This is a genomic window from Centipeda infelix ATCC 43532 (assembly GCF_000234095.1).
In the GTDB taxonomy this organism is placed as follows: Bacteria; Bacillota; Negativicutes; order Selenomonadales; family Selenomonadaceae; genus Centipeda; species Centipeda infelix.
On record NZ_JH376798.1, the window covers coordinates 336,767 to 360,150 of the forward strand.

General features: G+C 59.0%; 18 protein-coding genes. 10 read left to right on the plus strand and 8 right to left on the minus strand.

Annotated features, from left to right (window positions below; genetic code table 11):
• Positions 1-1,077 carry an RNA-binding cell elongation regulator Jag/EloR gene (gene jag / locus HMPREF9334_RS04815; RefSeq protein WP_006692378.1) on the plus strand — a complete coding sequence of 359 codons (1,077 nt, stop codon included), beginning with the start codon at positions 1-3 and terminating at the stop codon, positions 1,075-1,077.
• Positions 1,078-1,232: 155 nt separating this feature from the next.
• The gene (gene mnmE / locus HMPREF9334_RS04820) at positions 1,233-2,609 is read left to right on the plus strand and encodes a tRNA uridine-5-carboxymethylaminomethyl(34) synthesis GTPase MnmE (RefSeq protein ID WP_006692379.1); all 1,377 of its coding nucleotides are present in this window, start codon (positions 1,233-1,235) and stop codon (positions 2,607-2,609) included.
• 383 nt (positions 2,610-2,992) lie between these two features.
• On the opposite strand, the gene HMPREF9334_RS04825 is transcribed toward mnmE, so the two are convergent.
• Complete coding sequence (locus tag HMPREF9334_RS04825) at positions 2,993-4,540, minus strand: SLC13 family permease (RefSeq protein WP_039957304.1); 1,548 nt, start codon at positions 4,538-4,540, stop codon at positions 2,993-2,995.
• 170 nt (positions 4,541-4,710) lie between these two features.
• Between HMPREF9334_RS04825 and HMPREF9334_RS04830 the strand changes: the two genes are divergently transcribed.
• Positions 4,711-5,895: an iron-containing alcohol dehydrogenase gene (locus HMPREF9334_RS04830; RefSeq protein ID WP_006692381.1), complete on the plus strand. Its 1,185-nt coding sequence runs from the start codon at positions 4,711-4,713 to the stop codon at positions 5,893-5,895.
• 14 nt (positions 5,896-5,909) lie between these two features.
• Entirely contained in the window at positions 5,910-6,752 is an 843-nt protein-coding gene (locus HMPREF9334_RS04835) for a MurR/RpiR family transcriptional regulator (protein WP_006692382.1), read from the plus strand.
• A gap of 69 nt (positions 6,753-6,821) precedes the next feature.
• On the opposite strand, the gene HMPREF9334_RS04840 is transcribed toward HMPREF9334_RS04835, so the two are convergent.
• From HMPREF9334_RS04840 to gyrA, 3 genes are all read right to left on the minus strand, one after another.
• Positions 6,822-7,853, minus strand: a complete 1,032-nt coding sequence (locus HMPREF9334_RS04840; RefSeq protein ID WP_050803412.1) for a CatB-related O-acetyltransferase — start codon at positions 7,851-7,853, stop codon at positions 6,822-6,824.
• A gap of 56 nt (positions 7,854-7,909) precedes the next feature.
• Positions 7,910-8,020: a secretion protein HlyD gene (locus tag HMPREF9334_RS12525; protein WP_071985972.1), complete on the minus strand. Its 111-nt coding sequence runs from the start codon at positions 8,018-8,020 to the stop codon at positions 7,910-7,912.
• A gap of 122 nt (positions 8,021-8,142) precedes the next feature.
• Positions 8,143-10,590 (minus strand): DNA gyrase subunit A, encoded by a 2,448-nt coding sequence (gyrA, locus tag HMPREF9334_RS04845; RefSeq protein WP_006692384.1) that lies wholly within the window; start codon positions 10,588-10,590, stop codon positions 8,143-8,145.
• Between the two features lie 413 nt (positions 10,591-11,003).
• Here gyrA and HMPREF9334_RS04850 point away from each other — a divergent pair, with 413 nt between their 5' ends.
• Positions 11,004-12,725 (plus strand): O-linked N-acetylglucosamine transferase, SPINDLY family protein, encoded by a 1,722-nt coding sequence (locus HMPREF9334_RS04850; RefSeq protein WP_006692385.1) that lies wholly within the window; start codon positions 11,004-11,006, stop codon positions 12,723-12,725.
• A gap of 11 nt (positions 12,726-12,736) precedes the next feature.
• Positions 12,737-13,549: a hypothetical protein gene (locus HMPREF9334_RS04855; RefSeq protein WP_006692386.1), complete on the plus strand. Its 813-nt coding sequence runs from the start codon at positions 12,737-12,739 to the stop codon at positions 13,547-13,549.
• A 62-nt stretch (positions 13,550-13,611) separates the two neighbouring features.
• On the opposite strand, the gene HMPREF9334_RS04860 is transcribed toward HMPREF9334_RS04855, so the two are convergent.
• From HMPREF9334_RS04860 to HMPREF9334_RS04870, 3 genes are all read right to left on the minus strand, one after another.
• Positions 13,612-16,377 carry an autotransporter outer membrane beta-barrel domain-containing protein gene (locus HMPREF9334_RS04860; protein ID WP_006692387.1) on the minus strand — a complete coding sequence of 922 codons (2,766 nt, stop codon included), beginning with the start codon at positions 16,375-16,377 and terminating at the stop codon, positions 13,612-13,614.
• Positions 16,378-16,579: 202 nt separating this feature from the next.
• Positions 16,580-17,824, minus strand: coding sequence for an NAD(P)-dependent malic enzyme (locus tag HMPREF9334_RS04865; protein ID WP_006692388.1), 1,245 nt, complete (start codon positions 17,822-17,824; stop codon positions 16,580-16,582).
• Between the two features lie 175 nt (positions 17,825-17,999).
• Positions 18,000-19,331, minus strand: coding sequence for an LCP family protein (locus HMPREF9334_RS04870; protein WP_006692389.1), 1,332 nt, complete (start codon positions 19,329-19,331; stop codon positions 18,000-18,002).
• Positions 19,332-19,580: 249 nt separating this feature from the next.
• Between HMPREF9334_RS04870 and HMPREF9334_RS04875 the strand changes: the two genes are divergently transcribed.
• The gene (locus HMPREF9334_RS04875) at positions 19,581-20,054 is read left to right on the plus strand and encodes a CYTH domain-containing protein (RefSeq protein ID WP_006692390.1); all 474 of its coding nucleotides are present in this window, start codon (positions 19,581-19,583) and stop codon (positions 20,052-20,054) included.
• 369 nt (positions 20,055-20,423) lie between these two features.
• A complete protein-coding gene (locus HMPREF9334_RS04880; RefSeq protein ID WP_006692391.1) occupies positions 20,424-21,101 on the plus strand; it encodes an MgtC/SapB family protein in 678 nt (225 codons plus the stop codon).
• 162 nt (positions 21,102-21,263) lie between these two features.
• Here the strand turns inward: HMPREF9334_RS04880 and HMPREF9334_RS04885 are convergent, their stop codons facing one another.
• Entirely contained in the window at positions 21,264-22,304 is a 1,041-nt protein-coding gene (locus HMPREF9334_RS04885; RefSeq protein WP_006692392.1) for a threonine aldolase family protein, read from the minus strand.
• Positions 22,305-22,440: 136 nt separating this feature from the next.
• On the opposite strand from HMPREF9334_RS04885, the gene HMPREF9334_RS04890 reads away from it, so the two are divergent.
• Positions 22,441-22,848, plus strand: a complete 408-nt coding sequence (locus HMPREF9334_RS04890; protein WP_006692393.1) for a hypothetical protein — start codon at positions 22,441-22,443, stop codon at positions 22,846-22,848.
• A 92-nt stretch (positions 22,849-22,940) separates the two neighbouring features.
• On the plus strand, positions 22,941-23,378 hold the full coding sequence (locus tag HMPREF9334_RS04895) for a hypothetical protein (RefSeq protein WP_006692394.1): 438 nt from the start codon (positions 22,941-22,943) through the stop codon (positions 23,376-23,378).
• The last annotated feature ends 6 nt before the right edge of the window (positions 23,379-23,384 follow it).

The following is a 23,384-nucleotide window of genomic DNA, read 5'->3' on the forward strand; positions in this document are numbered from 1 at the left end:
ATGGCAGAGATCATCGAAACCACCGGAAAAACCGTCGAGGACGCACTCTCGCATGCCCTCGATAAACTCGGCTGCGGCAGAGCTGAGGTCACCTATGAGATTGTACAGGAGCCCTCGGGCGGCTTCCTCGGACTGTGGGGCAAACGCGAGGCACGCATTCGCGTCACGACGCGTCCCGTGATTCCGCCGCAGCGCACCGAGGTACAGACACCCGCGCCTCCGACCGTCATCACCGCGCCGCCGGCACCTTCCGTCGTGGAGAAAGAGGCTGCAGAGGAGAATGCTCCGGCGGACAATGGATTTGGCGTGCGTTCGAAACGGTTTCACACGGATCTGCGTTCCTCCGCGCGCAAGAAGCCGGAGCAAAACGGAACACAGCGCAGCATGGGAGAACGTGGAAACCGTGAAAGCGGACGCGGCGATGATACGCGCCCGTACCGTGAGAGCCGTGCACGCGGCCGTTATGAGGGACAGGACGAGCGGCGCGAGCGTCCGTCCTACGAGCGTGAGGGTGCGGGCTATGAGATGCGGAAACGTCGTGAGCGTTCGGATGTACAGCTCCTCCCGCTTACCGACGAGATGGCCGCAGCAGCCGAGAAATTTCTCGGCGAGATCTTTGCCGCGATGGCACTCAGTGTCGAGCTGCGTCGTACAGATACCCCATCCGGTACGATCTTCAACATGCAGGGCGAGAACCTCGGCATTCTTATTGGTAAGCACGGAGCGACCCTCGATGCGCTCCAGTACCTTACGAATCTTGTCGTGAACAAGATCCCCGAGACCGGCTATGCGCGCATCATCCTCGATGTCGAGGACTACCGTGCGCGCCGTGAGGAGACCCTCACGCGCCTTGCGGGACATCTCGCGGACAAAGCGTGCCGCATCGGCGAGGAGATCCACCTCGAACCGATGAGCCGCCACGAGCGCAAGATCATCCACATGGCACTGCAGGACAATCGACGCGTCACCACCTACAGTGCGGGCGACAACCCGCGGCGCTACGTCGTCATCGTCCCGCGCCGCCGCCGCTATGCACGTGACTACGATGAATCGAGCTATGACCGCTACGAGCGGTAAGGGCGCACCCTTTTGAGCGGGCTTTGGATGATACGGGAAAACCGTTCAAAGTCTCTAGAAGATACTTGATATACAAATGAGGTGTGTTGTACGGAGCAGAATGCTTCATACAGCACACCTCTTTCCGACATTTTGAGAAATGGGAAAGGGAAAGCATGGCCGAGGACACCATCAGCCAGATCGCCACCGCGCAGGGAACGGGCGGCATCGGCATCATTCGTGTGAGCGGAGCAGACGCACTGAACATTGCGCGTGCGGTATTTCGTCCCATGCGCGGAACGCTTGGGGAGATCGCGCCGTACACGGCACGCTACGGGAACATCGTCGCGGCGGACGGCACCATCATTGATGAGTGTATCCTCCTCTTTATGCGTGCACCGCACTCCTATACGGGTGAGGATACCGTCGAGCTCCAGTGCCACGGCGGCACGATCGTTCTGCGCTCCGTCCTTCAGCGTACATGGGAGGCGGGGGCACGTCCTGCCGCAGCGGGGGAGTTCACAAAACGCGCCTTTCTCAGCGGACGGCTCGATCTCGCGCGCGCCGAGGGCGTTATGGAGCTTATCAACGCGCGGAGTTCTCGTGCTGCCCGCGCCGCGCGGGAGCGTCTGGCGGGCGCACTCTCGCGTGAGATCACAGCGATCCGCACGCGCCTCCTCGGCGTGATTGCACGCATCGAGGCGGGCATCGACTTTCCCGAGGACGACATCCCTGCCGCATCCGCTGCTGCAATTCGCGCGGATATCGGCGATGCCGCCGCTGCCGTACAGAAACTCCTCACGGGCGCATATGCGGGGCGCATCCTGCGTGAGGGGGTCAAGACCGTCATCGTCGGCCGTCCGAACGTCGGAAAATCCAGCCTCCTCAACGCCCTCCTCGGTACGGAGCGTGCCATCGTCACCGACGTACCCGGCACCACGCGGGACATCATCGAGGAGGAGATCAGCGTCGAGGGAATTCCCCTCCGCCTCATCGATACCGCAGGGTTGCGTGCGTCAGAGGACGAGGTCGAGCGGCTCGGCGTTGCACGCACCGAGCAGCACCTCGGGGATGCGGAGCTCGTCCTCGCCGTCTTTGACAGCTCCTGCGGACTCACCGACGAGGATCGCGAAATCCTCGCGCGCCTCAAAAAAATGGATGCAGACATCATCATCCTCTGCAACAAGGAGGACTGCGCCTCCGTCCTGCGCGTCACCGACTTCGACGGACTGAACGCACCCGTCCTCATGATCTCCGCACAGGCGGGCACGGGGCTCGATGCCCTGCGCGAGACCATCGCCGCCCGCGTCCGCGCTCTTGAGGGCGACCTCGGCGACGGGGCACTGCCGAACAAGGAGCGCGAGGTCGAGTCCCTCCGCCGTACCGCACAGCACCTCAGCGAAGCGGAGCGCAGCCTCACTGAGGACATGGGCACGGACTTCATCTCGATCGACCTGCGCGGCGCGTATGAAACCCTCGGCGAGATCCTCGGCGAGACCGTCGACACCGATCTCATCGACCGCATCTTCAGCGAGTTCTGCATTGGGAAATAAAAAAAGCCCTAAGGAAGGCTTGTTATACGAAAATTTGTTTGTATTTTAGATCTAACTATGCTATCATGTGATTGAAACGTCCTGGGCAGGAGCAATCCTGCGGCGGTATCTTTCCCCCGAAAGGGGGTGAGTAAGTATGACAGAAGTTGACGCGATCGTTTTTCTGGTCGTTGCCACCGGATATCTGCTTGCAATAGCAAAAAAGTAACCGCCCACTCTGCCAAGTGAGCGGTTGTTCAAAAACAATTCGTGATCTAGGAAAGATGCCGTCAAGGACGTTTCTTTCTGTATCTATTATAGCAGGAAACATTCACCTTGACAAGTCAGAATATCATAGAAAAAGAGCCGCATCAGCGGCTCTTTTTGATGTGTTAAGAAAATCCTTATCCCACAATCCAGGTGACAAAGTAGAGGACGAGCGGGATGGTGACGCAGAAGATACCGATGAAGTCGATGTAGACACCAGTCTTGATCATCTTCGTGATCGGGATGTAACCGGACGCGTAGACAATGGCGTTCGGCGGCGTCGACACGGGCAGCATAAAGCCGAGCGACGAGGAGAGTGCAATGCCGACCGCGACGTGTACGGGGCTGAAGCCCGCAGCGACCGCCGCCGTGATGCCGAGAGGGCCGATCATATTGGTTGCTGCCGTGTGGCTTGTGAGCTCGGAGAGGAGCAGTGCCATCACGCAGAAGATCGCAACGAGGGCGAACTCGGAGGGCTCGCCGCCGAGCATGCCGACGATCTTGTCGCCGACCCACTGCGAGAGACCCGTCTTATACATCATGCCGCCCATCGCAAGGCCGCCGCCGAACAGGATGAGCGTACCCCACTCAACTCCCTGCACCGCTGACTTCCACTCGAGCGTGAACTGGCGCTCCTTGAAGTTGATCGGCATGAGGAAGAGGAGCAGCGCACCGAACATCGCTGCAACCGCCTCGGGGAAGAGGTGGTTATACATCTTGAGGATCGGCGAGGTGCTGCCGAGCGTCATCGAGAGGATGCCCGGGAAGACCCAGAGAGAGACAGCGACGAGGAAGCAGACGAGCGTGTTCTTCTGTGCGCGCGTCCAGCCGCCGAGCTCCGCGACGCGGGCGCGGATGAACTCCTCTGCGCCGTCGATGCGTGCCACATCGGGCGGGAACATCCGAATGAGGATGAAGTATGTGATGATGAAGTAGACGACCATGGCGATTGCACCCCACGTCATCCATTCAAAGAAGGAGATGTGGATGTTCGCCATCTGGTCGAGGAAGCCGAGCATGATGATGTTCGGCGGGGTGCCGATCGGGGTGAGAACGCCGCCGATCGAGCAGGAATACGCGGTCATGAGCATGAGACCCGTTGCATACTTGTAGTCATGCAGGTCGATCTCCTTGCCGTTCGCCGCCATCATTTCCTTGATGGCACCGAGGAGACCGAGGGCAATCGGGAACATCATCGCGGCGGTCGCCGTGTTGCTGACCCAGCCGGAGCAGAGTGCTGCGGCAAGGCCGATTGCGAGGAAGATGCGGCGTGGATTCGAGCCGACCCATGAGCGGGCGAGCAGCCAGTAGGCGAACCGCTTGTCCAGCCCGTGATCCATCATCGCCTTTGCGAGGATGAATCCGCCCATGAAGAGGAAGATCATCGGATTTGCAAAGGCAGCGTACGCGTCCTTTGCGGTGACAACGCCGGTGACAACGGCGAGCGTCGGACCGATCAGAGACGTGACGGGGATGGGAACCGGTTCGGTAATCCACCAGAGAGCGACGAGAACCATGATGGCAAGCAGTTTGTGTGATGCGACCGTCAGTCCTTCGATGGGTGTCAGGAATACCAACAGGGCAAGGATTGGTGCTCCGAACAGTCCTACCAGACGTCGTGTCCGATCAAACTTTTGCTCTGCCTCATGGATTCTTTGGGCTTCTTTGCTTTGATCAGCACTCATTTCTTCAGCCTCCTTATACATTACAGTAATAATTTCCTTACCCAGTTATTATTATACGAAATTTTCAACCCTTTTGGCAACTATTTTCTTGTCATGATATTAACTTTTTTTTTCCACAATTTCTGCTATAATATAGATGCTGAATTCGTAACAATATGAGGAGGATTTTCATGCAAAGCTTTACCTATCACTGCCCGACCGAGATCATCTTCGGACGGGACGCGGAGAATGCGGTCGCCGAGAAGCTGCGCGCGTTCGGGGCGAGCCGCGTGCTCATCCTCTACGGCGGCGGCAGCGCAGAGCGTTCGGGGCTGCTCTCGCGGATTGAGAAAAATCTGACCTCTGAGGGACTGGCGTTCCTCGTCATGGGCGGCGTGCGCCCAAATCCGCGTGTCTCGTTCGTGCGTGAGGCGATCCGCGAGGGAGTTGCCGCCAATGTCAACTTCATCCTTGCCGTCGGCGGCGGCAGTGTCATCGACTCGGCAAAGGCGGTCGCGCACGGCATTGCAAATCCACATGTTGATATCTGGGATATCTGGACGCGCAAGGCGGAGCTCACAAAGACCATGCCCTTTGGTGCGGTGCTCACGATCCCGGCGGCGGGCAGCGAGACGAGTGACTCGGCAGTGCTCACGAACGAGGATACGGGGCGCAAGGTGGGGCTGAACACTCAGCTGAACCGACCCGTCGTTGCCTTTATGAACCCGGAGCTCGCGTTTACCTTGCCGCGCGAACAGATTGCGGCGGGGGCGGCGGACATCATGATGCACACGATGGAGCGCTATTTTACAAGTGTCAAGGAGCCGAATCTCCTCACTGACCGCATTTCCACAGAGCTCCTGCGCACCGTGATGGAGTCTGTGCGCCGGCTTCTCGTCAGCCGCAAGGACTACGATGCAATGAGCGAGCTGATGTGGGCGGGCAGTCTCTCACACTGCGGCATCACCGAGCTCGGACGCAGGAAGGACTTCTCCGTGCACAAGCTCGGACACGAGCTGTCTGCACGCTACGATGCGACGCATGCACAGACCCTCACCGCGCTCTGGGGCTCGTGGGCACGGTACGTCTACAAGTATGATGCGGCGCGTTTTGCACAGTTCGCAGGGGCGATCTTTGGTGTCGATGCGGGCACGGACGAAGAGCGTACACGCGCGGGCATCCGCAAAATGGAGGAATTCTTCGTCGCGATCGGAATGCCGACGAGCCTTGCGGGGCTTGGCATCGGGGAGCTCTCGAAGGGGATGATCGAGGAGCTTGCGGGCGCTGCGACAGCGAATGATACGATCCGTCTCGGTGACTTCCACCCGCTCACACGCGACGATGCCATTGCAATCTACGACATGGCGAATCACTGAGGTATGCTGCAACGATGAAGATACTCAACCGGCTGGACCAGCCTCCGTTTCGCGTGTCCAAGGGCGACCGCAAGATCATTGACTGCATTCGCGCACACCTCACGGAGATCCCGCGCATGACCATCTCCGAGATCGCGCTTGCGAGCGGAACGGCGGAGGCGACCTGCACGCGCTTTGTCCGCAAGATGGGCTTCGCGGGGCTCGCCGACTTCAAGGCGGCACTTGCTGAGGAGGGGGCGGAGCTCGGACGCTATCTCGATCGTGGGAACATCCGAAACAGCGAGACACCGCGCGAGACGGCACGCAAGCTCCTCTCCGCGAATATGATCGCACTCGAAAAGACGCAGGACATCATCCGCGACGAGGTGATCGGCGCGTGTGCACACCTTCTCATCGGTGCGCACCGCATCGCCTTCATTGGACTGGGCTACTCCGGCATCATCGCGCAGGACTCGTATTTCAAATTCATGCGCATTGGCATGAACTGCGTCGCCCTGCACGACAACCACACCATGCGGATGCTCGCCGCCATCATGGAGCCGGACGATGTCGTTGTCGCCGTCTCCCACTCGGGTGAGACCGCAGAGATCCTTGAGACCGTCGCGCTCGCACGCGCACGCGGCGTGCGGATCATCTCACTCACAGAGGAGCACCGCTCGCGCCTGCGTGCGGCATCTGACGTGAGCCTCACCTACATCGCCGAGGAGACCCCGCTCGAGACCGGCTCCATCGCCTCCAAGACGGCGCAGTTCTTCCTCGTTGACCTCGTCTATACCGAGGTGCTGAAGATCCTCCCGCCGAGTGCGATGGAAAAGAAAATCCGCACGACCGAAGCCGTGCGGCAGACTAAGATATAGCGCAGCTGCGACTCCCGAAAGAAAACCTCCGTCTCTCAGCATAAGAGGCGGAGGTTTTGCCGTTTGTTATCAGAGCGGCGGAAAGACCAGTCCTCCGTGGTCCAGCCCATAGCGGATCGTAAGTCCTGCATCGGCGGCATAGTCCACGGCGCGGGAGCAGACGGGCTCGCGCGTTGTGATGTAGACGTTCGATGACTGGAGTGCTGCGATGGAAAAGGGCATCGTGCTGCTGCATCGGTGGGAGAGAACGAGCGGCATATGGTCACCGTAGTCTCTGATGCGGGCGGCGATTCCCTCCTCATAGAGGTGGATATCCTCCCGCTCGGGCATCGCCAGGACGAGTGCCGCCCGATCCTGTTCTGTATACGCCGCGAGGAAGCTGTCGATCACGCGCGGCCAAGCACAGTAGGGGATGGGAATCTCGAAATCGGGGATGAAGTAGGAGACCGTATAGCCCTGCGTGCGCAGCTGCTCGATGGCGGCTGCCGTCTCATCCTGCGCCGCCTCCTGCGGCGGCAGATCAAATTGGGCAAGAAAGCACTCCATATCATCGTGATGCGCGAGGAGGAGCGGCTCGATCTCCTCCTGCGGCAGGTTCCACCACTTGATGCGCTGTAGGCGCGCAATCGTCTCCGTATCGAAGCGGTACTTGATCACGCGCGCGGGGTTGCCGACCACAATGGCATACGGCGGCACATCCTTTGTGATGACTGCGCCTGCACCGATGACGGCCCCGTTGCCGATGTGTACGCCGCTCATCAGCAGCACATCGCCGCCGATCCACACATCGTTTCCGATGATGATCTGATGGCGGTTGATGTTGGTGAACTCATCTTCATTACATCCGTCAAATGCAGAGGCGAGCGGATAGGTCGTGATCGCATGATGATCGTGGTTCAGCCCAAGATAGAAGGAAAGATTGTGCGCGAGCGAGCTGTATCTGCCGACGAGGATGTGCGCATCGGTTGAGGGGAGATACGCCGTCCCGCCCACCAGATAGCTGCGCGCATCGAGCGTCAGGAGCGCCATGTCCGCATGATCCTTGATGGGGATCTTGCGCACCCGTGGCGAGAACTCGAGCATATCAATGGTCTGAATCAAATCCGTTCCCTCTCTTTCAGGCTGTGTGGATGTGTGATGGTTTAGGGAAGTACTGATCAATTCAGCCGCGCCATCTTAGCGCATCTTTTTTGCCCGCTTTTCGTTAGCAAATCCTCCACATAGCTTTGGCTATGCGTCCGATTTTCCTCCTTGTTCGGACAAAAAATCTACGCCAATCGGAGGGGCTGTTTTATCAGCGATTCCTTAGATTCGCGGCATACAGATCAATTTCCTGCTTACGATCAAAAATCCCCCGCTTCCCATGGAGGCGGGGGATCTTGTATGCGACTTATTCCCCCGTGCTGTCGACGATGCGGTTCATGGTTGCCATGGAGGCAACGCGGTCGCTTTCGCCGAGGGTCATGAGTTTCACGCCCTGTGTGTTGCGGCTGATGAGGGAGATCTCGTCGACCATGGTGCGGATGACAAGCCCATCGGTGGTGATGAGCATGAGCTCCTGGTTCTCACGGACAACGCGGATGCCGACGACGGGACCGGTCTTGTCGGTGACCTTCATGTTGATGAGCCCCTTGCCGCCGCGCGTCTGCGTGCGGTACTCCTCGGCGGTGGTGCGCTTGCCGTAGCCGCCCTCGGTGACGGTGAGCACTTCGGAGCCCTGCTTCAGGATGTCCATCGCGACGACCTCATCGCCGTCGCTGAGGTTGATGCCGCGCACGCCGCGCGTGACGCGCCCCATGGAGCGCACACCGTCCTCGGGGAAGGCGATTGCCTTGCCGTGGCGTGTGCCGAGCATGATGCGGTTCTCGCCGTCGGTGAATTTCACACCGATGAGTTCGTCGTCCTCATCGAGGTTGACCGCCCGCAGCCCGCTCTTGCGGATGTTTGCAAACTCGGCGAGTGGAGTTTTCTTCACCACGCCGCGCTTCGTCGCGAGGAAGAGGAAGCGGTCGGCGCGGAACTCTTTGATCTGGATGACGGCGGTGATGCGCTCGTCGCTCTCAACGGCGAGGAGGTTGACGATGGCGGTGCCCTTCGCCTGCCGCCCGCTCTCGGGGATCTCGTATGCCTTCAGCACAAACGCACGCCCGCGGTTGGTAAAGAAGAGGATGTCGTGGTGCGTCGTCGTGATGAGGAGGTCGCTGACGATGTCGGTCTCCTTCGTCCCCATGCCCTTGACCCCGACGCCCCCGCGCCGCTGACGGCGATAGGTGTCCAGAGGAATGCGCTTGATGTAGTTGTTGAGCGTGAGCGTGACGACCACGTCTTCCTCAGCGATGAGATCCTTGATGTCCATTTCGCTCGCGTCAAATGTGATCTCCGTGCGGCGTTCGTCACCGTATTTGTCGCGTACCTCGATGAGCTCGTTTTTGATGATGGCGAGTACCTTCATGCGGTCGGCGAGGATGCCCTTGAGCTCCTCGATCATCCGCAGTACCTCTTGGTACTCCTCCTCGATCTTCTCGCGCTCGAGGCCCGTGAGCCGCTGCAGTCTGAGATCAAGGATCGCCTGTGCCTGCTTCTCCGTGAGGTTGAACCCATCCATGAGTGCCGTGCGTGCGATGTCCGCTGTACGGCTCTCGCGAATCGTTGTAATGACAGCGTCCAGATGATCGAGGGCAATGGTCAGTCCTTCGAGAATATGAGCGCGTGCCTCCGCCTTTGCGAGCTCGTACTGCGTGCGCCGCGTGATGACTGTTTCCTGATGGCTGATGTAGTGCCCGAGCATCTGCTTGATGTTCATGATGACGGGCTGCCCGTCGACGAGGGCGAGCATGATGATGCCGAAGCTGTCCTGCAGCTGCGTGTGCTTATAGAGTTGGTTCAGTATGACGTTGGGGGCACTGTCGCGGCGCAGCTCAATGACGATGCGCATACCGCTGCGGTCGGACTCGTCGCGCAGATCTGTCACACCGTCGATCTGCTTGTCGCGGACAAGCTCGGCAATCTTCTCGATGAGACGTGCCTTGTTGACCTGGTACGGGAGCTCGGTGACGATGATGCGCGGCTTGCCGTTCGACATGGTCTCGATGTGGGCGCGTGCACGCATTTTCACCACGCCGCGTCCCGTCGTATATGCCTTGCGGATCTCCTCCGTGCCGAGGATGAGCCCTGCTGTCGGGAAGTCGGGACCCTTGATAACGCCCATGAGTTCCTCGATGGTGGTCTCGGGGTTGTCGATGAGCATCAGCGTGCCGTTGATGACCTCGACCATGTTGTGCGGCGGGATGTTGGTCGCCATGCCGACGGCGATGCCCGCCGTGCCGTTGACGAGGAGCTGCGGGAATTTCGCAGGGAGGACGGTCGGTTCCTTCTCCGAGCCGTCGTAGTTGTCGGTGAAGTCGACGGTTTCCTTGTCGATGTCGCGCAGCATCAGCTCCGCGATTTTCGACATGCGTACCTCGGTGTAGCGCATTGCTGCCGCCGAGTCACCGTCGACCGAGCCGAAGTTGCCGTGCCCGTCCGCGAGCATGTAGCGCATGGAGAAGTCCTGCGCCATGCGGACGATCGCGTCGTAGACGGAGGTGTCGCCGTGCGGGTGATATTTACCGAGCACTTCACCGACGATACGCGCCGATTTTTTGTACGGCTTGGAGCTTGTCATGCCCGAGCCCTGCATCGCGTAGAGGATGCGGCGGTGTACGGGCTTCAGACCGTCGCGCACATCCGGCAGGGCGCGCGCAACGATGACGCTCATCGCGTAGTCGATGTAGGAGTTCTTCATCTCGTGTTCGAGGTTGACCGGGACGATGCGCCCCTGTCCAAAATCCAGATCCAAAATGTCACCTCTTTGTGTTCGTTCCATAAAATGCCACGTTGATTATAGCATTTTCGCGGGGAAAAGTCTATGTTTGCGGGGAATGTGGGGGCGTTTCTGCTTGCGTACTCCTCGCAGAACCCTCGTTACGCAAGTGGTCGGGCTCTTATCTGCCTAAATACCTGCGGATTCCAAACGCGCTTCGCTTGAACGGTTAAAATCCGCAGGGGGCAGAACGAGCCCTTTCCTCCGCTTGCTCCACTAGGGTTTGCTACGGAGCACGCATAGCGGCATATCCATCCGTCCGCATCATTTAGGCTTACGCGAGGAGTTCGCATGGCTGCATTGCCATTCCCCATACATTAGCTGCACGCATAGCACGCTAAAAGGGATTTTGTATCTCATCGTCGAATAAAGCGGATGGAGGTGGACGCATGAAGAACATAGCAGCGCGACGGCAGGAGATGCTGATGCGGGCGAATGCGCTGTACGAGGCGAAGGAGTACGCACGCGCGGCAGAGGCGGCGGCGGAGCTGCTCGCGGCTCTGCCCGAGGATGTGGAGATGCGCTACATCCGTGCGGCGGCATTGACGGGGCTGGAGCGATACGAGGAGGCACGCGCGGAGATCGCACGCATCCGCACGATTCGTCCCGATCACGTGGGGGCGGCGCGGCAGGAGGTCTACATCGACCGTGCGGAGGGGAAGTTCTGCACTGAGATCGTGCATCTGCGCACCTTGATCGCCGCACTGGAACGGCGCATCGCCGCAGGGGATAACATCGCCTATCATACGGTCTTTCTCGCGAGTGCCTACAGCCTCCTCGGCGAGGCTCTGACGCTGACGGGTGAGAGCGCGGCGGCGGTCGATGCCTTCCGCGCATCCGGCCGTCACGAGACACGCCCCGCGCAGAGGGCGGCAGAGTACAGCAACGCCCTCTTTGCTGCGAACTATCTGCCCGAGGGTCTGCGCTCCTCGTACACAGATCTTGCACGCGGCTACGGTGCGCTCTATGCGGATGTCACGCCGCTCGCGTCTCGTGCGGACGCTGCGCGCGGGCACGACCGCATCCGCGTCGGCTACATCTCGCCTGACCTGCGCACGCACCCTGTGGGTACGCTGATCCGCCCACTCCTCGCACTCCATGACCGCACGCGTTTTACCGTCTGCTGCTATGCGAACTGCATGGAGGACGCACTCTCGCACGGGCTGCGTGCGGCGGCGGATGCGTGGCGCAACATACAGGGGATGCCCGCAGAGGAGGTCGCGGCACTGGTACGCGCGGACGAGATCGACATTCTCGTTGACCTCGCGGGACACACACAGCACAACTGCCTTCCCGTGCTCGCGCACAAGCCCGCGCCCGTGCAGGTGACGGGCATCGGCTACTTCAATACGACGGGGCTGCCCGCCATTGACTATATGCTCTCGGATGTGCACGTCGATCCCATAGGGACGGCAGATCCCTCCTTCACGGAGGAGATGATCCGTTTGCCGCACAGCCATTTCTGCTATGTGCTGCCCGAGGGGCTTCCCCCCGTTGCCCCGCCGCCGATGGAGCAGAGCGGTTCTGTGACGTTCGGCTCGTTCAACAATTTCAGCAAGGTGACGGACGAGGTACTGCGTCTCTGGAAAGAGGTGCTCGATGTCGTACCGCGCTCCCGTCTTCTCCTGAAGAGCAAACTCTTTGCGAGTGCGGAGGGCAGAGAGCTCGCGGCAGAGCGTTTCTCGCGCTGCGGGATTCCCCCGGAACGCGTGGAGATGCGTGCGTTCAGCCGAGACCATCTCGCAGAGTACGGGGATATGGACATCGCGCTCGACACATTCCCCTATACGGGCGGCATCACCACCTGCGAGGCTTTGGCGATGGGCGTGCCCGTTGTGACTCTGCGCGGGGCGAGCCACGGTGCGCGGTTCGGGGAGAGCCTCCTTACAAATGCAAACCTCGCGGAACTGATCGCCGATACCCCTGCGGACTATGTGCAGATCGCGGCGACACTGGCATCCGCGCCCGAGACCCTCGCCTCCCTGCGGACGAATCTGCGCACGATCCTCGCGCACGCCCCGCTGACCGACGCACGCACGTATGTCTGTGACGTGGAGGCGGCATATGCAGAGATCTGGGAGCGGTTCGTACGCGCTGCGGACAGAATGTGAGATGTGCTGATATGAAGCGATGGGTCTGTCTTTCGGTGCTTGTCCTGCTGTGTTCCATGCTTTTGGGTTGTGATTTTTGGGTGACGGAAAACAGCGATCCTGCTGCGGCAGATGAGGTTGCCGTGCGTGTCAATGACACGTTTCATGCCTATGGGACACATGTTGTGCCGGAGTCGGTGCAGGTCGAGCGGGAGAAGCCGTTTCAGAAGAATGTCTATGCGCTCTATGACGAAGGAAACGGGATTCACTTCACCTGCACGGCGGAGATTCGGCGCGCTCATTTCCCCTATCCATTCCTCTATCGCGATACGGATGCCGCTGCGACGTATGCGGAGGCGTATTTCGCTCATCTCTATCCCAAGGTGTGTGCCATCACGTCGGGATATCATCTCACGGCGGCTTCTCCGGAGGAGGCAGAGGCACTGCGGGAGTGTTCGCTGACAGATCCCATACAGGGGGATACGCTCTTTGGAAAGGGGGATATCATCTTCCTCCATGAGGCACACGGAGCGGATGTGGTACGTGTGTGTCGGGAGCTGCATGCGCTCTACCGTCCACAGGGCGACGACACGCTGCTCGCTGAGGCACATGGGCGCAGGATTACGTTTTACTATTTGCCGACGCACACGGAGGATCGGACGCGTGCCGTTCGGGTGATGACGTTCTATCTGCGCGCGGAGGGAGACTGGACGGCGACGCTGTACGAGAATCCAGGGCATTCGTCCGGTGAGAAGGACACGGCGGTCTTGGAGGAGCGTCTGGCGCACTATTTTGAGGTATGTCAAAGGTCAGCAAAGGCGTATCTCAGAGATCATAAGCAATAAAATAAGGGCTTCTCTGCGAGGATGTTCCGCAGAAAAGCCCTTAATTTGTTGTCAGTGATTTTTTAGAAGCTGAATCGCACGCCCACATCTGCACGCCAGTCATTCTTGAGCGCTGCACCGAAATCCTTTGTGAGGGTTCCGTAGACATAGGCTGCGTTACTGAGTTTGTAGCTGCCGCCAAACTCGACATCCAGCCAGGTGTCTTTCAGATCCACCTCGGTGCTGCTCGTCGGCTCACTGGGTGCGCTGTAGGTGTTCCTGACCTTGGCACTAAACTCATGCGCAAGCGCGAGTTTCAAGAAGATGTTGCTCTTCTCGGTTTCCTGACCGATGCCGATACCGATGCGTCCAATGGTCGAGTTGATGGCATCCTGCTGAACGTGCAGCACTTTGCCGGGGATGTCGCTCGCAGCATCGTAGTTCTTGCCCGCGAGATGCCCCATCGTCAGCTCGACGCTTGGGTCGATGTAGAAGCCGTGCGGCTGTGCGATACGCTTGCCGTATTCCATGCTGAGCGATACGCCGTTTGTACGGTAGTCTGCCTCGACACGGTGTCCCATATCATTGAACACCTTGTATTCGTTCTGAATGTTGCTGAACTTGCCGATGACATCGAGATAGTCACCGCGCTTGCCCTGATGAAGCGCATAGACGGCCAGTCCGCCGAGGTGTCCCGTGCCGCTGCCGCTCCCATAGGAAACGCTGGATTTTCCATACTCTCCAGCGACGCCGAATGTCCAGTCACGCACCTTCTGATCGTAGCCGACCTGCATGATGTTGTACCGCTGGCTCATGTTCGTGCGCTGTTCATTCAGGCTCATCTTACCGCCGAGGTACCGCGCCCAAACGCCGCGCTCCGCACTGTTCAGACGCAGCTCGCCCATGCGGCGCTGCAGATCGTTGTTGTTGCCGCGCCAGAAAATGGCAGACCCCGTCGCTGCACTCTTTGCACCGCGCATGATCTGTGTCTCCGAATCACCACGCGTGACCTTCGTCTCCATATCGGTGTCGATGAGGTCATTCGACTGCGGCGAACGCTTGGACGCACCTGTAAATTCACCCTGTCCGTCCGCCTTGTAGCCGATCTCTCCATAGCGGAGGGATGCCGATGCCGCGGTCAGCCCCTCGGCGATCTCAACGAGACCCCGGAGGTTGCGCTCCCCCTGTGCATAGCCCTGATAGCGCAGCTTGCCCGCGAGCGCATTCAGTGTTTCGTTGACCTTTGCCTTCTCTGCGGCATCCTCCGAGGAGGTGTTGAGGCCTGTGTTGTCTGTGCGCAGTGTGATGAGCGAGCCGGGAGCAGCCTGTTTGACAATGAAGTCGCCGCCTGCGATGCTGCCGTCCGCCTTGCGCCCATAGATGACGCGCTCATAGCCGCGGTAGCTGTTGACGGTGATCGGCGTATCCTCCTGCTGGAAGATATTGCCCTGCTGCCGATAGGTTGCACCGCCGAAGAGGGTGCGTACCTTGCTGCCCTTGTAGAGGTAGGTCTCTGCGTTCTCACGTGCCTGTACGGCCTTTGCCCGATGTGCGCCGAGCCACTGGTTGTTCCACTGTGCGCCGCCCGAAAGATAGAGATCGACACCGGAGTCGTATTTGTTCGCACCGCTTTCCTCGTACTCGTTCAGAATGCCGCCCGTGAGCACGGAGTCTGCCGTGGGCAGCGAGAGGGAGATAAAGGAGCCGTGCTTGTCCGGATTCGGATCCATGCCGTAGTTCTTGTGGATGACACCGAGATTGCCGGTGATGTTCACGCGACGCATACCGCGCTCCTGCCCGAGTTTGCCCGTGTTCATAAAGACAGAGCCTTCTTCGGCGAGAAGGGCATAGGTATCCGATGTCGTGAGTGCGTGCGTCTTGATCGTGCCGCCACCCACAGTGATGTATCCGTCCTTGTTCGCCTGCAGACCGACGCCTACGACATCCATATCAAGGTCGCCGTGGAGGGTGAACCTCGTGTTGTTGTTGTCCCCATCGCCGCTGACTCCGCCATAGCCCGCATAGACGCCGCTCATGTAGTAGTGGGCGACATCCGCGCCGGGCGCATCGCCGCGCGTTGCCGGCGCAGCATTGGCAAGGCGGAGCTTCAGATTGCCGTTGATCGTCAGCTGTCCGCCGTCGAGGAGGTAGAGCCCTGTCACATTCTTGTGCGCATTACCGCCGCCGGAGCCGGAGACATCGACGGTGACGTTGTCATTCCAGAAAACCTTTTTGTTGTCAATCAGCCGATAGCCGATGCTAGCGCCTGTCGAATGCTTTTCGATCTTGCGCTCGGTGGTCGGCAGCGGAAGAGTGTCCGTGCTCGTGTAAGCGCCTTTGCCATCGGGGGTATAGCTGATCTCCCCGACCTTGAGCACGGCTGCCGGGGCGGTTAGACCCTCGGCGATCTCCACCTGTCCCGTGAGGTTGCGTTCGCCGCTCTGGTAGGCGACGTAGTGCAGCTTTTGCGCGAGGCTGTTGAGTGTGTCGTTGACCTTCAAGCGATCCATCGGATCCGCCGAGCCCGTGTTCAGCCCCGTGTTATCCGTCCGCAGGATGATGCCGGAGTTTGGCGCGGCGTGTTTCACGACGAAGTCCCCGGACTCGAAGACGCCTTTTGCATTGCGCTCGTAGATGACGCGCTGCCAGCCGCTGTAGTTCTCAACGGTGATTGGCTTGGACTCCTGCTGGAAGATCGTTCCGGCGGTATTGCGCGTTGCGCCGCCAACGAGATTGCGGACCTTGCTGCCTGTGTAAAGGTAGGATTTCTTGGAGCCCTGATCGGCAGGACGATCCGACACAGCGACGCGTTTCGCGCCAATCCATACCCCCTTATAAAATTGAAGCACTCGCTTATTTGTCGTGATTGCAAGCAAATAAGCACATTAAATCGAAGCATATCATTTGAAACGAGATTAAGAAAATATATTTTATTTATATAGCGAACTATTATTCCTGTGATTCGTTTATAGGTGTATCTATGCAAAAAAGGGCTGCTGCACAAAGACAGAAACGTCTTTGTGCAGCAGCCCCAGTGATGTTCTATGCGATTTAGGCAACCGTATGTCCGAGCAGTTCGCGCGTATGGGCGGCGACGGCCTCGGGGGTGATGTCCGTCAGGCGGGCAACACCGGTGTCGAGTGCCGCCTTTGCGACGGCGGCAGCGACGGTCGGAGCGACGCGCGGGTCGAGCGGGCTTGCGATGATGTTGGTCTCGTTGAGCTCGCACTCGGGGATGAGGGAGGCAATCGCATTGGCTGCGGCGATCTTCATCTCATCGTTGATCTCCTTCGCACGCACGTCGAGCGCCCCACGGAAGATGCCGGGGAATGCGAGGAGGTTATTGACCTGGTTCGGGAAGTCGGAGCGGCCCGTGCAGACGATGCGTGCACCCGCCGCCTTTGCCTCGTTGGGCAAAATCTCGGGGACGGGGTTTGCCATCGCCATGATGACGGGATCCGCATTCATGCTCTTGATCATCTCGGGCGTGAGGCTGCCGGGCGCGGAGACACCGATAAAGATGTCCTTGTCCTTGATGATCTGCGCGAGTGTGCCCTTTTCCTTCTGGCGGTTGGAGACCTTTGCAAGGGCGTCCTTGTACGGGTTCATGTTCTCGGTACGCCCCTCGTAGACCGCGCCCGTGGTGTCGCAGAGAACGACGGTCTGGATGCCGTAGGCAAAGAGGAGGCGCGCGATCGCCTGTCCTGCCGCGCCCGCGCCGTTGATGACGATCTTCGCCGCACGCAGATCGCGGTCGAGGTACTTGTATGCGTTGAGGAGCGCGGAGACGACGACGATCGCCGTGCCGTGCTGGTCATCATGGAATACGGGGATGTCGAGGGTCTTCTTGAGCTCGTTCTCGATGTCAAAGCACTGGGGGGCCTTGATGTCTTCAAGGTTGATGCCGCCGTAGGTGGGGGCGATCAGCTGGCAGACCTTGATCACATCCTCGACTTTCTGGCTGTTCACGCAGACCGGGACGGAGTCCACGCCCGCGAAGCCCTTGAAGAGGATGGATTTGCCCTCCATGACGGGCAGTCCTGCGCCTGCGCCGATGTTGCCGAGGCCGAGGACGGCGGTGCCGTTCGTGACGACGGCGACCATGTTGCCCTTGGTGGTGTAGTCGTAGATGGTCTCGGGGTTCTCCTTGATCGCCAGGCACGGTGCGGCAACGCCCGGTGTATAGGCGCGGCTGAGGTCGTCACGCGTGCCGAGGGGGACGGTCGGGGTGACGGCGAGTTTGCCGTGATAACGCTTGTGAAGTTCGAGTGCCTCTGCGTCAAATTTGCTTGCCATGATGAATCTTCCTTTCTGTGGGAAATCTCCCGCTGCTCTCCTAATGAAATAAATTATATTATTGTATGTATCTGTACCGATATGATGTCCGATGCAAACGCTTTGTTGCGCAAGGGATCACGTACTTCCTAGGGGTTGCTTTTGGACATCAGAACCTTGCATCAGCACAATCGTGCTATTCCTCCTTGCCGGAACCTGCACTCCCGCGCGTGGGTGCATCGGTGTCCGCACTGCGGCTTGTCCGCGCGGAGGACTGCTCCGCGGGAGCATCTGCGCTCTGTCGCGTGCTTGCGTGGCGGCCTGTATCGGAGGTGGCTGTGGTATCGCTGCTGCGTCCGGGACGCGACGCGCTCTCGTCCGCCGAATCACGCGCATTGGTCCGCGTACGATCGGAGGAGCTGTCCTTGCGCGTATCGCGGCTTTCTTTGGCATCCTTGTCGGATTTTTTCCGACTGTTGCCCAGTGCCTCGTCGGCACTGACGGCACGTCCGACGGAGGTATCTCCCTCAGGGATCTCGGTCGCTCCTGCGGGGATGGAGTCCTCGTACTCCTGTACGGCGCGCTCCATGCGGCTGCGATCGTTGTTCGTGAGTGTAACGCCGAGTGCGCTCGCCATGCCGCGCCGCAGCTGTGCCATGTCGGGGATCCAGTAGCTCACGCCGTCGATGTAAAGCGGGCGTCCGGGGACCATGTCGGTGCGCAGCCCCTTTGCTTGCGACTCCTTGAGGGTGCCGATGAACTCAAGCATCTGGCGGACGCTGAGGTCGGTCTTGACGCTGTCGATGACGCTGCTGATGATGCCCGGCAGGCGTGGCAGGATCGCAGGCGTGGTGACGGCATCGACACAGGCGCGCATGAACTTCTGCTGGCGCTTGACGCGTCCGATGTCGCCCTCCTCGTCGCGATAGCGGACGTAGGTGACGGCGGTCTTGCCGTCCATGTGCTGCAGTCCCGGGCGCAGGTCGATGATGAGCCCCCCGTCGTCATCCCACGGATCTTCGTAGTACATCCGCTTTTCCACGTTGATGTCGATGCCGCCGATGGCATCGATGATCTTTTGGAATGCGTGGGTGTTGATGATGATGTAGTGGTCGATGCGTACGCCGAGGAAATCTTCGACCGTGCGCTGCGTCAGTTTCTCTCCGCCGTATGCGTATGCGGCGTTGATCTTGTCGTAGCCGTTGCGGGGAATCGCCACGCGCGTATCGCGCGGGATCGAAAGAAGCGAGGTCTCGTTCCGCACGGGGTCGATTGTCGCGACCATGAGCGTATCGCTGCGCCCCACATCGTCCTCGCGCTCGTCAACCCCCATAATCATGATCGTCGCCTTGTCCTTTGCGACGAGGAGCTCTTCCTTGTGGTCGGTCTTTGCGCGGTCGAGCAGACTGCTCTGGGCGAAGAATGCACCCGCAACTGCCGCGAGGACAAAGATGAAGATGGTGCCGAGCAGAACGTACGGCCAGACCCTCTTCTTCGTTGTACGTCTCTTGGGTGGTAATGTTGTCAAAGCAGGATCGATCCTTTCCTCCCCTATATTCCCGTGATGTGTTGCTCTGCACGAACGTCCATGCAGGGCAGCGCACCGTATGATCGAAAGATTCCCTACCTGTGGCGGATGTGTATTCAGTACTGCCGCCTTGCGTTCAGGCGCGTGCACTGATAGAATAACCTCATCCGTTCAGTATCACATAATATATAGCAAATGCGCGGAATATGCAAGGGCTTCTTCAATAGAATCCAGAAAGGACGCGGCTTCATGGGTGTTGAAATCGAACGAAAATTCAAGGTAAACGATAGCTTTCGTCCGACAACCGTCGGTATCGAAATGGCACAGGGCTATCTCTCGCGTGACCCGAGCCGAACCGTACGAATCCGAACGGCAGGGAGGCAGGGCTTCCTGACGATCAAGGGCAAAACAGAAGGGGCGCGGCGGCTCGAATACGAGTACGAGATTCCCCATGCCGAGGCGCAGGAACTGTTCACACTCTGCGACGAGCCTCTTGTGGAAAAGACACGCTATGTGGAAAACTATGCCGGGCACGTCTGGGAGGTGGATGTGTTCCACGGGGCAAACGAAGGGCTCATTGTCGCCGAAATCGAGCTCACCTCCGAGACGGAGGTGTTCGCTCTGCCCGCGTGGGCAGGGGCGGAGGTAACGGGACTGAAACGCTACTACAACGCGGCTCTGATTGCACATCCCTACCGTTTGTGGAGGGCGGAGGAACGCTGACGGGATTGCACAAAACCGTGGGCGTACAGCAAAATAAAATCCACTGTTTTATCCCACAGGAGTGTGGATAAGTTATGTGCCTTATCGTACAAAATATAGATTTTCAGATATTTTTCACTCCATATATGGGGTTATCCACCATTTTATCCACATTATCCACAGAAATTGTAAATTCGTTCGTAAAAATTATGCACACTGTGTAAAACTATGTGGATAAAGGCGTTTTCGGGATTTTGAACAATTTTGTCCACAGAGTTCTGCACAGCTGTGGATAATGTGGAACAGTGCTCATATGTACTCCTTGCGAACGCATCGTTACGCTGCCGAGTACAGATTTATCAAAGGTATATTATAGAAGGGAAGTAACTCATGCAGGAATGGGAAATCTGCCTGCGCCTCGTGCTTGCGTGCGCGATGGGCGGGATCATCGGCTACGAGCGGCAGATGCGGCACAAGTCGGCGGGGCTCAGGACGAATATGCTGGTCGCGCTCGGCGCGTGCCTGATCATGATCCTGTCACAGGCACTCTACGACAATGTGGAGGGAAAGACGAACGCCGATCCCGCACGTCTGGCGGCACAGGTTGTCTCCGGTATCGGTTTCCTTGGTGCGGGGGCGATCATGAAGGAGGGGCTGACCGTTACGGGGCTTACGACGGCAGCGACGCTCTGGGTTGTTGCGGGCGTGGGGCTCGCCGTCGGTGCGGGCTTCTACCTCGGTGCGGGCGTGACAACGGCGATTGTCTTTCTGATCCTCGGCAACCTCTCGCGCCTTGACGCATGGGTCGACCACGATCACATGCTCTCGCTCTCCATCCATACCGTCGACCGCCCGGGACAGATCATGCGCATCAGTGCGTGCATCGAGGATCTGCACCTGCGTTCGCGCGGTGTGAAGGTCAAGACCGACGAGGACGAGGCGGAGACTGACGGCGAGCGGCGCGTCTACCTCAACTTCGAGGTGTATAACGGCGAACACCTGAAGCCCACCTTCATCGTCGATACCCTCCGTCAGATCGACGGTGTACTGCGCGTAGATCTGGTGTAATTGCTGCAGACGAAACAAAGAGAGACTGCTGCGTGAGGGGCGAATCTTCGTGCAGCAGTCTCTGTTGGAAAGTGTGTTTGAACTTTATCTATCATTGTCGTATCATGTGATTGAAACATCCTGGGCAGGAGGAATCCTGCGGCGATACAAGCAAATTTTCTCTTACAGCACCGCGATCAATCGCTCCACGTCCGCATCCCGTGTCGCCCAGCTGGTCGCGATGCGCATGATGGTCACGTCGCCCTGTTTCTCCCAGAATCCCATGCTGACGTGCGCGGAGAGGTGCATGAGTTGCGCGTCATCGAGCGCGAGAAAGATCTGGTTTGTCGGGCTGTCGATGGCGATACGGTAGCCCTTTTCCGTGAGTGCCGCGCGGATGCGGTCGGCTGCCGCTACCGCGTGCGCTCCGCCACGCTCGTACAGTCCATCGGTAAAGAGTGTGTCGAACTGGATGCCGAGCACGCGCCCCTTTGCGAGCAGTGCGCCGCTTTGCTTGACGATGGTGAAGAAGTGCGGGATGGCAGCGGGCTTCGGGAACACAACCGCCTCGCCGCAGAGTGCACCGCACTTTGTCCCGCCGATGTAGAACACATCCGTCAGGCGTGCGATGGCGGGCAGGGGCAGCTCATTCGCGGGGCAGCCGAGCGCGTACGCGAGCCGCGCACCGTCGAGGAAGAGCGGGATCTTGTTCGCACGGCAGATCGCGCTGATGACCTCCAGCTCGTCCATCGTGTAGAGCGTGCCGTACTCCGTCGGATGCGAGAGATAGACCATGCCGGGACGCACCATGTGGTCGCGGTTCGCGTCCTCGTAATAGGCACGCAGACAGGCTTCAATGGCGCGTGCCGTGAGTTTGCCGTCCGTGTGCGGGAGCGCGAGCACCTTGTGACCGCCGCACTCGATCGCGCCCGCCTCGTGTACGGTGATGTGCCCTGTGTCTGCGGCAATCACGCCTTCGTAGGGATGCAGCAGAGATGAGATCACAATGCGGTTCGTCTGCGTTCCGCCCGCGAGAAAATGAATCTCTGCCCGCGGACTGCGGCATGCCTTTCGGATCTTCTCCCGTGCCGCATCGGAGTAAGTGTCCAGTCCATAGCCCGCCGTCTGCTCCAGATTTGTCGCAGCAAGCCGCTGCAGGATCTCCGTGTGTGCGCCCTCCAGATAGTCCGAGCCAAAGGACAGCAGTTCGCTCATTCTCGTCATCTCCTTTTTCGTACGATTCTATATTATCGGAAAACCGATGGGAATTCAAGGAAAAATGTTAAGAACGATGGAATTTCTCCGATAGAAATGGTAAGGAAGTCGATACCAAGCAGGAAGCGCGAAGGGAGGGAAATCGATGGAACTCGAGAAGCTCTATGGCAGTCGTGGAGTTGTGCCGGCATCTACTGAGCGGCGTACAAATCCCGTCAAGGAGGATACGTCCGATACTTTCGCGAAGATGCTGCAGAATTTCAAGGAGATGAAGGCAGCGGAGGCATGTGACTGGGCGGATAAGGTCGGCGATACGGTCATCACGCGCGTGCTTGCGGACGGTACGGTCATCACGCAGATCTACGAGGGGACGAAGCTCGTCTCCCAGATCGTGACGCGCGGCTCGCACCCCGAGGCGGGCAAGGATCTCGTCTCCGAAACGATCGAGAAGATGAAGCATCAGGCACTTGAGCAGAGCACGGATCCGCTGCTCATGTCGAAGGCGGCGCAAAGCTCCATCGCGACGGCGGCGGCTGTCTCGGCGATGCTGTAACGACATCACACACAAAGACCTCTCACACTGTGGATGGTGTGGGAGGTCTTTGCTGTAGGCTCTTTTATGGTGCAGGCAGGAGAGGTATGCGAATGGAAGAAATTATTTGGATCACGGTGCTCCTGTCAGCCGGCATCGCTGTGGGTGTATTGACGGTACGGTTTCTCGCGCGTTCTCGAGAGGAGGATGCGTTTTATGATATGCTGCGCATCGAGGACGGTCACCTAATTGCATTTTACCACGGACTGTGCGGCACGGCAGAGGAGAGCTATGCGTTTGATGAGATTCGCGTCGTGCGTTTTTTCTGCCGCTCGACCAAAGGGAACCTCACATTTATGGGGGAGATGCAGATTGTGAAAAAGGATGGGCAGAAGAGCCGCCGCTATGTTTATGATGGAAGCTCATACCTTAAAAAGATGGTCTGGCGCACGTCTCGTCCTCTGCTGCTGCGCACGACCGAGCAGATTGCAGAGGAGCTCGCGCTCCACGGGATTCGCTCCGAGGTGGATCCGCTGATGTATCGCCAATAAAAATGC